This window comes from Micromonospora sp. AMSO31t, from assembly GCF_008868175.1.
In the GTDB taxonomy this organism is placed as follows: Bacteria; Actinomycetota; Actinomycetes; order Mycobacteriales; family Micromonosporaceae; genus Micromonospora.
The window spans coordinates 1-10,769 of the sequence record NZ_WBKT01000190.1 but is presented as its reverse complement, the minus strand read 5'-3'; the positions used below and the strand labels follow the sequence as shown (position 1 = coordinate 10,769).

Annotated in this window: 12 protein-coding genes and 2 pseudogenes; 9 read left to right on the top strand and 5 right to left on the bottom strand. The window is 74.9% G+C overall.

Annotated features, from left to right (window positions below):
* Positions 1-369 (bottom strand): annotated as a pseudogene (locus F8274_RS31425) (hypothetical protein); the annotation flags it as partial.
* A gap of 128 nt (positions 370-497) precedes the next feature.
* Between F8274_RS31425 and ndhC the strand changes: the two are divergent.
* Positions 498-875, top strand: coding sequence for an NADH-quinone oxidoreductase subunit A (gene ndhC, locus F8274_RS27320; protein WP_151465237.1), 378 nt, complete (start codon positions 498-500; stop codon positions 873-875).
* Positions 876-881: 6 nt separating this feature from the next.
* Here ndhC and folP read toward each other — a convergent pair whose 3' ends face one another.
* Entirely contained in the window at positions 882-1,751 is an 870-nt protein-coding gene (folP, locus tag F8274_RS27315) for a dihydropteroate synthase (RefSeq protein WP_151465236.1), read from the bottom strand.
* Between the two features lie 176 nt (positions 1,752-1,927).
* On the opposite strand from folP, the pseudogene F8274_RS27310 reads away from it, so the two are divergent.
* From F8274_RS27310 to F8274_RS27295, 4 genes and pseudogenes are all read left to right on the top strand, one after another.
* Positions 1,928-2,467: pseudogene (locus F8274_RS27310) on the top strand (DivIVA domain-containing protein); the annotation flags it as partial.
* Positions 2,468-2,673: 206 nt separating this feature from the next.
* A complete protein-coding gene (locus F8274_RS27305) occupies positions 2,674-3,171 on the top strand; it encodes an SRPBCC family protein (protein WP_151465234.1) in 498 nt (165 codons plus the stop codon).
* Between the two features lie 47 nt (positions 3,172-3,218).
* On the top strand, positions 3,219-3,803 hold the full coding sequence (locus tag F8274_RS27300) for a DNA-3-methyladenine glycosylase I (protein WP_151465233.1): 585 nt from the start codon (positions 3,219-3,221) through the stop codon (positions 3,801-3,803).
* Between the two features lie 53 nt (positions 3,804-3,856).
* On the top strand, positions 3,857-4,480 hold the full coding sequence (locus F8274_RS27295; protein ID WP_151465232.1) for a hypothetical protein: 624 nt from the start codon (positions 3,857-3,859) through the stop codon (positions 4,478-4,480).
* Positions 4,481-4,492: 12 nt separating this feature from the next.
* Here the strand turns inward: F8274_RS27295 and F8274_RS27290 are convergent, their stop codons facing one another.
* Both F8274_RS27290 and F8274_RS27285 read right to left on the bottom strand, forming a co-directional pair.
* On the bottom strand, positions 4,493-5,284 hold the full coding sequence (locus F8274_RS27290; protein WP_151465231.1) for an enoyl-CoA hydratase/isomerase family protein: 792 nt from the start codon (positions 5,282-5,284) through the stop codon (positions 4,493-4,495).
* Between the two features lie 4 nt (positions 5,285-5,288).
* Positions 5,289-6,107 (bottom strand): PaaX family transcriptional regulator C-terminal domain-containing protein, encoded by an 819-nt coding sequence (locus F8274_RS27285; RefSeq protein ID WP_151465230.1) that lies wholly within the window; start codon positions 6,105-6,107, stop codon positions 5,289-5,291.
* Between the two features lie 190 nt (positions 6,108-6,297).
* Here F8274_RS27285 and F8274_RS27280 point away from each other — a divergent pair, with 190 nt between their 5' ends.
* Together F8274_RS27280 and F8274_RS27275 are read left to right on the top strand one after the other, a co-directional pair.
* On the top strand, positions 6,298-6,465 hold the full coding sequence (locus F8274_RS27280) for a DUF3117 domain-containing protein (RefSeq protein WP_013283866.1): 168 nt from the start codon (positions 6,298-6,300) through the stop codon (positions 6,463-6,465).
* Between the two features lie 144 nt (positions 6,466-6,609).
* Positions 6,610-8,070, top strand: coding sequence for a M17 family metallopeptidase (locus F8274_RS27275; protein ID WP_151465229.1), 1,461 nt, complete (start codon positions 6,610-6,612; stop codon positions 8,068-8,070).
* A 13-nt stretch (positions 8,071-8,083) separates the two neighbouring features.
* Here F8274_RS27275 and F8274_RS27270 read toward each other — a convergent pair whose 3' ends face one another.
* Positions 8,084-8,695: an O-methyltransferase gene (locus F8274_RS27270; RefSeq protein WP_192580014.1), complete on the bottom strand. Its 612-nt coding sequence runs from the start codon at positions 8,693-8,695 to the stop codon at positions 8,084-8,086.
* Between the two features lie 247 nt (positions 8,696-8,942).
* Here F8274_RS27270 and F8274_RS27265 point away from each other — a divergent pair, with 247 nt between their 5' ends.
* Together F8274_RS27265 and F8274_RS27260 are read left to right on the top strand one after the other, a co-directional pair.
* Positions 8,943-10,253: a S1C family serine protease gene (locus F8274_RS27265; RefSeq protein ID WP_192580013.1), complete on the top strand. Its 1,311-nt coding sequence runs from the start codon at positions 8,943-8,945 to the stop codon at positions 10,251-10,253.
* Between the two features lie 72 nt (positions 10,254-10,325).
* Positions 10,326-10,748, top strand: coding sequence for a preprotein translocase subunit TatB (locus F8274_RS27260; RefSeq protein ID WP_151465227.1), 423 nt, complete (start codon positions 10,326-10,328; stop codon positions 10,746-10,748).
* Positions 10,749-10,769: the final 21 nt, after the last annotated feature.

Genomic DNA, 10,769 nt, shown 5'->3' with positions numbered 1-10,769 from the left:
GGGCGCCGTGGTGGTGGGCACCGGTTCGGGGGCCGTGGTTGTCGGCGCCGGCGGGGTGGTGACCGGTGCCGGCGGCGTAGTCGTCGGCACCTCCTCCGTCGGCGGCGGGCTGGTGGGCACCGGCTGCGTCGTGGTGGGGTCCACGGTCGGTGTCGCCTCGGTCGGCTCGGTGCCGGGATCGCCGCCCGGCTCGCCCGGGTCGCCCGGATCGGCCGCCCGGGCCACGGCGGTCACGGTCGGCGAGGCGGCCGCCCAGGCCGGCCCCACCGCGACGGCCGCCACGATCCCGGCGAGCAGCGCGGGTACGAGCAGAGCGGGAGTGCCTCGGAGCGCGGCGCGCCGAGCAGGCCGTACGCGGGGGCGGGCCATCTGTCCTCCGTGACGCTCAGTGAGGTCTCATTATTTGGCAACAGTTGCCTTCGTGCACTAGTCCCGCAAGGAAACGAATCCGTAACGTGTTCGACGCGGTCCGACCGCCCGACCGGTACGCTCCGACCGTGACCGGTTACCTCGGCTCGTACGCCACGCTCGGTCTCCTGCTCCTCGCCGCCGTGCTCTTCTTCGTTACGGCGTTCTCGGCCAATCGGGTGTTACGTCCTGGCCGTCCGGCCGATCCCTGGGGCAAGCGGGCCAGCTACGAGTGCGGTCTCGACCCGGTCGGCGGCGACTGGGCGCAGATGCAGATCCGCTACTACGTCTACGCCTACCTGTACGTGCTCTTCGCCGTGGAGGCGGTCTTCCTCTTTCCCTGGGCGCTGGTCTTCGACCGCCCAGGGTTCGGGGTGACCACCGTGGTGGAGATGGGCGTCTTCGTCGCCGTGGTCGCGCTCGGCATCCTCTACGCCTGGCGCCGGAACATCCTCCGCTGGACCTGACCCCGCTCAGGCCAGCCCGCGCCGGGTCAGGGCCGGTGGCCGGTCCCCCCGGATCGACGCCACCATGTCCAGCACCCGGCGGGTCTCGCGGACCTGGTGGGCGCGGAAGACCCGGGCGCCGAGCCAGGCCGAGACGGCGGTGGCCGCCAGGGTGCCCTCCAGCCGGTCGGGCACCGGCAGGTCCAGCGTCTCGCCGATGAAGTCCTTGTTCGACAGGGCCACCAGCAGCGGCCAGCCGGTGTCGGCCAGCTCGCCGAGCCGCCGGGTGATCTCCAACGAGTGCCGGGTGTTCTTGCCGAAGTCGTGCGCCGGGTCGATCAGGATGCCGTCCCGCCGTACGCCGAGGCCGGCCGCGCGGTCGGCGAGGCCGGTGACCGTCCCCACCACGTCGGCCACCACGTCGCCGAACGCGGCCCGGTGCGGCCGGGTCCGCGGGGCGAGCCCACCGGCGTGCGAGCAGACCAGCCCGGCGCCAGTCGCCGCGGCGACCCGGGCCAGCGCGGGATCGGCTCCCGACCAGGTGTCGTTGAGCAGGTCGGCGCCGGCCGCCACCGCTTCCACGGCCACCTCGGCACGCCAGGTGTCGATCGAGATGACCACGTCCGGGAAGGCGGCCCGCACCGCGGCGATGGTGTCCACCGTGCGGCGGATCTCCTCGGCCACGTCGACCTCGTCACCCGGCCCGGCCTTCACCCCGCCGATGTCGATGATCTCGGCGCCCTCGGTCACCGCCCGGTCGACCGCGCGCAACGCGCTGTCCTGCGCGAACGTGGCGCCCCGGTCGAAGAACGAGTCCGGCGTGCGGTTGACGATCGCCATCACGACGAGGTCGCCGGGGGAGAAGGTCCGCCCGCCGAGCCGCAGCGCCCCGGTCATGCCCGCCTCCTCCGCGCCGATCTTCCGCCGGTCGCCCCCGACGCTATCCGGTCCCGCGCGGCCCGGGCCGCGCGGCGTCGCCGTCCCCGGCCGCCCTGATGAGCCGGGCGGCGGCGATTCCGATCGGAGGCGGCGGAGGGCTCGCCCGATCCCCGCCCGCATGCCACGATCTCCCCATGGGTGAGGTTCTGCTCCTCTTGGTCGTCGCGCTGACCGTGGCGGCGGTGGTGTTCGGGGTGACGGTGCTGGTTTCCGGGCGGGATCCGGGCCTGGCGCCGGCCGAGCCGGACGGCCGGGCCGTGCCCCTGCCGGGCAGCCGCCCGCTGGACGAGGCGGACGTGGCCGAGGTGCGCTTCGACACCGCGCTGCGCGGCTACCGGATGGCGCAGGTCGACGCGGCCATGCGCCGGGCCGCCTACGACATCGGCTACAAGACCGAGCTGATCGGCGTGCTGGAGGCCGAGAACGCCGCCCTCCGCGAGGGCCGGATCGAGGAGGCCGACGCGCTACGCCGGGCCCGCGCCGAGGCCGCCGCGACCGGTTCGGAGTCCGAGACCCCCGCCCCGCCGGCGGCGGCCGACCCGCCCGCCGCCGCGCCGCTCAGCGCCGAGGCCGGCGTGGCCGAGGCCCCGGCTGCCGCCGCCGTCGAGGACGTGGCCACGCTGCCGTCCGCCGCCGTTCCCGCGGCGCCCAACGGCGGGCCGGCCCCCGTCGCCCCGGTGGCGACCGCCGTGGACCGGACCCCGGACGAGGTCGGCCTCCGGCCGCCCACCGACCCGACCGCCACCCCGACCGACCGCGACCCCACCGCGGAGGCCGCCCGCGACGCCGATCCGACCGTGGAGGCCGCCCGCGACGACGACGCGACGGCCGACACCGACTCTGACCGGGAGCGCGGGCCCGTCGTCCGCTCGGAGTCCGCGTGACCGGCGCGGACGATGGCCCGGGCTTCGCCGAGGCGGCGCAGCCCGGTGCCGCGGAGGTCACCGCGTCGGTGATCGTCGGAGCGCCGGCCGAGCGCGTCTTCGCCGCGCTGACCGCCTGGGAGCGGCAGTCCGACTGGATCCCGCTCACCACCGTGCGGGTGGTCGAGGGGGACGGCGGCGAGGGGAGCCTGGTCGAGGCGATCACCACGCTCGGCCCGGCCGTGCTCCGCGACGAGATGCGGGTGGTCCGGGTGGACGCGCCGTACGAGGTCAACGTGGTGCACTGCGGCAAGCTGCTGCGCGGGCCCGGTGTGCTGCGCTGCACCCCCATGGAGCGGGACCGGACGCAGGTGGTCTGGCACGAGTGGTTCCACCTGCCGGGCGGGCCGGCCGGCCGGGTGGCCTGGCCGGTGCTCTGGCCCGGCTCGAAGTTCAGCCTGACCCAGGCGTTGAAGAAGTTCGCCCGGCTGGTCGAGCAGGGCCGGCTGCCCTGACCACGGGCCGCCGCCGGTTGTCGGTGGCCTGACCTACCGTGTACGGCGTGACTGACCTGGTGACCGGCGCCGACGGGCTGCCCCGCTGCGCCTGGGGGGCGAGCACCCCGGACTACGCCGTCTACCACGACGAGGAGTGGGGCCGGCCGCTGCGCGGCGACGACGCGCTCTACGAGCGGCTGACGCTGGAGGCGTTCCAGTCCGGCCTGTCATGGCTGACCATCCTGCGCAAGCGGCCCGCTTTCCGGCTCGCCTTCGACGAGTTCCGCATCGACAAGGTCGCCGGCTACGGCGAGGCCGACGTGGCCCGGCTGCTGGCCGACGCGGGGATCGTCCGTAACCGGGCCAAGGTCGAGGCGGCCATCGCCAACGCCCGGGCGGCCCTGGCGCTGCCCGACGGCCTCTCGGCGCTGCTCTGGTCCTACGCGCCGCCGCCCCGGGCGGCCCGGCCGCGGTCGTTCGCCGAGGTGCCGGCGCTCACCCCGGAGTCGACCGCGATGGCCAAGGCGCTCAAGAAGAGTGGCTTCCGCTTCGTCGGCCCGACCACGGCGTACGCGCTGATGCAGGCCACCGGCATGGTCGACGACCACCTCACCGGCTGCCACGTGGCCGGCGACCGCCCGGGGGCGTGACCGGCGGCGGACGCGGCGGGCCCGGCCCCGGTCCGGCGTGATGGGATTGGAACATGACCGACACCGAGCCGCGGACGAGCGGGACGATCGAGGGCGGCGCGGCCCCGGGCGCCTGGGCGGTGCTGCTGCCCGCCGAGCGTTACGAGGCCGAGCGGCTGGTGCACCACGACACGCTGGAGCTGACCGGGCTCGACGCAGCCGCCGGGCCCCGGCCCGGTGACCCGGTGGCGGTGCTGGTCGACGAGCCGCTGCGGCTCGTGGCGCTCGGCCGGGTCGCGGCGGCCACCGGGGAGGTCCGGGAGGACCCGGACGACCCGCAGTCCGAGGCCGGTCCGGGGGTGCTCGTGGTGACGTACACCCGGCGGGTGCTGGACGAGCCGGTGCCGGTCGCCGGCCTGGCCCTGGACGGGCCGGTCACCGGGCTCGACCCGGGCCGGTTCCGGGAGCTGGCCGAGCGGATCGGCCCGCCGCCGACCCGCCGCTCCTGGCTGGTGAGCCTCGACCTGCCGATCGAGGCGGCCTCGCCCGCCGAGGCGGTCCGGCTCTTCTGGGCCTACGTGCAGGAGCTGGGCCCGCGCGAGCTGCCCGCCTACGTCTCGCCCGCCGGTGACGAGCTGGCCATGCAGGCGTTCGTGCTCGGCGCCGAGGCCAACCAGGACCCCGAGGAGGACGACTGACCCGCGGCGCGGTCAGCGGCCCTCGAAGACCGGCTTCTGCTTGTTCACGAACGACATGGTGGCGGCCCGGTGGTCGGCGGTGGCGCCGCAGATCGCCTGGGCCTGGGCCTCGGCGGCCAGCGCGTCGGCCAGGGTGCCGGCGTCGGCGATGGAGAGCTGGCGCTTGATCGCCCCGTACGCGACGGTCGGGCCGGCGGCGAGCCGGGCGGCCAGTTCCTGCGCGGCCGGGAGCACCTGCTCGTCGTCGTCCACGAGCCGGGTGAGCAGGCCCAGCCGGCAGGCGTCCTCGGCGCCCACCGGCTCGGCGAGCATCAGCAGCTCGACGGCCTTGGCGTGGCCGACCAGCCGGGGCAGCGTCCAGGAGGCGCCGGTGTCGGCGGCCAGCCCGACGCCGGCGAAGGCCATCAGGAAGCGGGTCTTCGGGCCGCCGATGCGGAAGTCGGCGAGGAACGCCAGCGAGGCGCCGGCCCCGGCGGCCATGCCCCGGACCGCGGCGATCACCGGCTTGGGCAGGTTGGCCAGCCGGGCGGCGATGGGGTTGTAGTGGGCCCGCACGGTGCCCAGCGGGTCGGCGTCGGCGGATTCGAGGGTCTGCACGTGCTCCCGCAGGTCCTGCCCGGCGCTGAACGAGCCGCCTGCGCCGGCCAGCACGACCGCCCGGCAGGACCGGTCGGCCTCCAGCTCGGCCAGGGTGTCCCGGAGCGCCTCCTTGAGCGCCACGTCGAGCGAGTTCATCGCCGTCGGGCGGTTCAACGTCAGGGTGACGACGGCGTCGGTGCGGTCGACGAGCAGCGGCTCGGTCACGTTTCTAACGACCCTTCTGTCGGGCGAGGCGGTTGCTGGCGTCGAGGCACTGCTCGACGTACCGGTCGGCGGCCGGCCGGAGCCGGGCCGCGTGCCGGTCGAAGAAACTGGCGGCGCTGCTGCCCGGCCAGCGCTCGGGGAGCAGCGCCGGCGGCAGCTGCGGGTCCCGGAACAGGAAGGTACGCCACGCGTGCACGAGCCGGAACCGCGCCGCGTACGCCTCCTCGTCGCTGCTGCGCACGGTCACCCCGGTGAGCAACGGCTTCTGCTCGGCGACGAACCGCTCGTACGCGCGGCCGATCTCGGCCAGGTCCCAGGCGCGGCGGACCACCCCCATGGCGCCGGGGGTGCCGGCGGCGTGCGCGGCGGTGAACCGTTCGAAACGCACCCCGGCCTCGGCGAGCAGGACGTCGACGTCCTCGCCCGGCCGGGTCGCCACCCAGGTGCAGTCGTCCAGCGTGCCGTAGCCGAGGAAGGTCAGGTTGGCGGCGAGCCGCTGCCGGTCCCGGCGGGACGCGGGCGCGTCCAGCACCAGGAGGTCGAACCGTCCGTCCCAGGCGTGCCGCCCCGTGCGGTAGATCCGGGCGCCCGCCTCGTCGAGTCTGCGGGCCGCCTTCGGTGTGATCGAATATCCGGGCCCGGAGGCGAGCCGGAGCGGTTCGAGCCAGCCCTGTCGGACCATCCGGGAGACCGCGGTGCGGACCGCCGGCGGGGCGATCCCGAGCGGTGCCAGCAGCTTGACCAGGGCGGCGACCGGTGCGCGGCCACCCCTAGCCCGGAGGTGGTCGCCGTACAGGTCGAAGAGTGCCGACCGTGCCTGCATGACCGCACATTGTGACAGGCCTATCCAAGATAAGCTAGATGCTGTTACATCAATGCTGCTTCGGTTTGGGTCCGGCGGTGTTCATCAGGGAAAATCGTTGGTCGACGCCCCCGCGACGGTTGCGGGTGGTCATGACGAAGTGGCTGTGGGGCAACCCACCGACCCTGGTGTAGGTCTGAGGGGAGACAACATGGCGGCGATGAAGCCGCGGACGGGCGACGGTCCGCTGGAGGTCACCAAGGAGGGCCGGGGCATCGTCATGCGGGTCCCGCTGGAGGGTGGTGGCCGGCTCGTCGTCGAGATGACTCCCGACGAGGCCACCGCGCTGGGTGACGCGCTGAAGGCGGCTGCCGGCTGATGCGGGGAGCGGTTCGCGCGACGTCCGTCGTGCGAACGGTTCGCCCTACCCTGAGCCACCGGCAACGCCGGTGGCTCAGGGCCTTCCTCGCCCAGTGAGCGGCAAAGTGTCCCGCTTCGAGCAGTTTCGGAGGTACGGTCGAGCGTGCTGGCCATTCGTCTGGTGAGCGGGCCAACGCGGCCCGACACCCTCGTCCTGCCCGTTCGTCCCGAAGGGCCGGGCGCCCCGGCCACGCTGGTTCCCACCGCCGTCCCGCCCGGCGACGACGTCCGGGCCGAGGCGTCGGCGCTGCTGCCCGCCACCCGGCTCACCGGCGCCGCCGGCGAGGTGCGGGAGCACCTGCGCCCCGGCGGCACCCCGGCCCGGCTCTGGCTGCTCGGCGTCGGCGACGGCGACGAGCACGGCTGGCGGGTCGCCGCCGCGGCGCTCGCCCGGGCCGCCAAGGATGAGACGCACATCACGATCACGGTGCCGGACGAGGCCACGGACGCGCTGCGCGGCCTGGCCGAGGGGCTGCTGCTCGGCTCCTACCGCTACCGGCTGACCCAGGCCGGCGGCACGCCCGCGCTGGCCGAGGTGGACATCGTGGTCGGCGACCCGGAGGCGCTCGCGCCGACCCTGGCCGCCGCCCGGACCACCGCCGAGATGACCCGGCTGGCCCGAGACCTGACCAACACCCCGTCGTCCACCAAGAACCCGGAGTGGTTCGCCGCCCAGGTGGCCTCCGCCGCGTCCGGCCGCGCCGACCTGCACCTGCGGGTACGCGGGCCGGAGGAGCTGGACGCCGAGGGCTTCGGCGGCATCCTGGCCGTCGGCGGCGGCTCGGCCAGCGGCCCCCGCCTGGTCGAGCTGGACTGGCGGCCGGCCGGCGCGCGTACCCACGTGGTGCTGGTGGGCAAGGGGATCACCTTCGACACCGGCGGCATCTCGATCAAGCCGGTGCCCGCCATGAAGCTGATGCGCAAGGACATGGCCGGCGCCGCCGCGGTGGTCGCCGCCACCCTGGGCGCCGCCGCGCTGGGCCTGCCCGTCCGGGTCACCACGCTGGCCCCGCTCGCCGAGAACATGGTCAGCGGCTCGGCGTTCCGCCCCGGCGACATCATCCGCCACTACGGCGGCCTGACCAGCGAGAGCACCAACTCCGACGCCGAGGGCCGGCTGGTGCTCGCCGACGCCATGGCGTACGCCGTCCGGGAGCTCAAGCCCGACCTCATGGTCGACCTGGCCACCCTGACCGGGGCCAACGCGGTGGCGCTGGGCAAGCGGCACGCCGCCCTCTACAGCGAGAACGACGACCTCGCCGCCGACCTGCTGGGCGCCATCACGGCGGCCGGCGAGCGGGCCTGGCGGATGCCGCTGGCCGACGACTACGTCGAGTACCTGGGCAGCGAGATCGCCGACCTGCACAGCTCCCCGGCCCGGGGCGCCGGCTCGGTGGTGGCCGCGCTCTTCCTCCGCGAGTTCACTGGCGACCTGCGCGACCGCTGGGTGCACGTGGACATGTCCGCCCCCTCCTGGTCGGACGACGTGCACGGCGAGCTGGTCAAGGGCGCCACCGGCTGGGGCGTCCGCGGCCTGCTGCGCTGGCTGGCCACGCTGGGCTGACCGGGCAGGGTGGTCAGCCCTTCACGGCGGCGAGCAGGCCGTGACCGACGGGCAGCAGCGCCGGCACCCAGTGCTCCGACTCGCGGATTGCCTTGATGGTCTCCCGCACGGTCACGGTCTCCAGGTCGCGGGCGGCCGGGTCGCCGATCCGGCCGCCGGCCAGGGCGCCGTTGAGCGCGAGCACCCCGCCGGGGCGCAGCAGCCGCAGGGCGGCGTCCACGCAGGCGGCGTAGCCGGTCGCCTCGGCGTCGACGAAGACCAGGTCGTAGGCGCCGTCCGCGAGTCGCGGCAGCACGTCGAGGGCGCGGCCGGTGATGATTCGGGTACGCCCCGACGCGAAACCTGCCTCCTGAAACAGCCGCCGGGCGATGCGCTGGTGCTCGACCTCCACGTCGATGGTGGTGAGCACCCCGTCGGGGCGCATCCCGCGGAGCAGCCAGACACCGCTCACCCCTGTGCCGGTGCCGATCTCCACCACCGCCCGGGCGTTCCCGGCGGCGGCGAGCAGGCGCAGCGCGGCCCCGGCGCCCGGCGTCACCGCGTCCACGCCCACCTCGTGGGCGAGGGCGCGGGCCGTCCGCAGCACGAGATCCTCGGTGACGTACGACTCGGCGAACTGGAGCACCTGGGCGGTCGAGTTGCCGGAGCCGGCGACCGTGGCGATGGGACACCTCCGGGCGGACTGGTGCGAGGGGTCGGTTGGCACTGAGAGCCTAGAGGCGTGCCTCCACACGCGCAGCCGCGAGTCGGCCCTCGGACGATCACGCGCGGCAACCCCTGACTCCACTCGGGGCATCCGTGCAATCCTGGACGCAGTCCCGTACGGCGCGGCCGGCTCCACCGACCGCCCGGCACGGGGCGTGGGGGACGGACTGGGAGGCACCGACGTGACCGACGGCTGGGACTGGCGCCAGCCCGGCGGGGGCCCGGCACCGGCGGGAGGGCCGCCGCCGCCGGCGCAGCCGCCGCAGGGCGCCGGGGGCGGCACCTCGCCCTGGTGGTCCGACGCGCTCGCCGATCCCTGGCGCGACCCGTACGCGCCCGCCGCCGTGGTGGTCCCCGCCGCGCCGGTCGCCGGGAGCGGCGAGCCGGAACCGGTGACCGACCCGGACGCGCCGAGGCGGCCGGGCCTGCGCCAGGTGGTGCTGGTCTCGCTGATCACCGCCCTGCTCGCCGGCTCGCTCGGCAGCGCCCTGACCTACGCGTTCCTCCGCACCGGCGGGGCCGTGCCGACGCTCGGGGCGCAGTCCGGGCAGGCCCCGGCGCTCGCCCAGCGCAAGCCCGACTCACTGGCCGGGGTCGCCGAGAAGGTGCTGCCCAGCGTGGTCACCGTCCGGGTGGCCAGCCTCGGTGGCACCAGCGAGGGCTCCGGCTTCGTGGTGAGCGCCGAGGGGCACATCGTCACCAACGACCACGTGGTCGCGGGCGGGCCCGGCAAGGCCACGGTGGTCTTCAACGACGGCAGCACCGCCCCGGGCACCGTCGTGGGGCAGGACCCGGAGTCGGACATCGCGGTCATCAAGGTGACGCGGACCGGGCTGAAGCCCGTGGAGTTCGGCGACTCCGACGCGCTCGCCGTCGGCGACCCGGTGCTCGCCGTCGGCTCGCCGCTGTCCCTGGCCAACACGGTCACCGCGGGCATCGTGAGCGCCCTGGACCGCACCATGATGGCCGGCGAGCCGGGCGGGCCGACCCGCTACTACGCGGCGATCCAGACCGACGCGGCGGTCAACCACGGCAACTCCGGCGGCCCGCTGGTCGACGGGGCCGGCCGGGTGGTCGGTGTGAACTCGACGATCAAGTCCCTGGTCGCCGACGGTCAGGAGGCCGGCAACATCGGGCTCGCCTTCGCCATCCCGATCAACCAGGCGAAGCGGGTCACCGAGGACATCATCGGCACCGGCAAGGCCCGGCGTACGGTGATCGGCGCCCAGGTCGGTGGCACCGGCGTGAGCGGCGGCGGCGTACGCCTCAACAACGTCGAGCCGGCCGGGCCGGCGGCGGCCGCCGGTCTGCGGACCGGGGACATCGTGCTCCGGCTCGACCGGCACCCGATGAACGATCCGACCGACCTGGTGGCCCTGGTCCGCAAGTACGCCCCCGGTTCGGTGGTGACGGTGGAGTACCGGCGCGGGTCCAACCGGCAGAACGCGTCGGTGACGCTCGCCGCAGACGCCAAGTGAGCCGCCCTCACCCCCTCCCGGCCGGCCACCTGACGTGCGTAGTCTTGCCCTGACACGCCACGAGGAGGCCGAGTGTTCGAGAACCTGAACTGGTGGGAGATCGGCGCCCTGCTGCTCCTGGCACTGTTGATCTTCGGGGACCGGCTGCCCATGGTGATCAACGACGGCCTCCGGATGGTCCGCAACCTGCGCAACATGGCGCGGAACGCCACCGGTGACCTGAGCCGCGAGCTGGGCACGGACATCCAGCTGGAGGACCTGCACCCGAAGGCGTTCATCCGGAAGCACCTGCTCAGCGAGGAGGACGAGCAGGCCCTCCGGAAGCCGCTGCAGAGCATGTACGACAACCTCCGCTCGGACGTCACCGGCGTGCACGACGACCTGAAGGATGTGGCCAAGGCGGCCGACCTGCGCACCAACGGCACCCGCCCGGCCACCGCCACCGGCGGCGCCCCCGCGCCGGTCCAGCGCCCGTCCTACGACGACGCCACCTGAGCCCCGGCCACACCCCTGCCT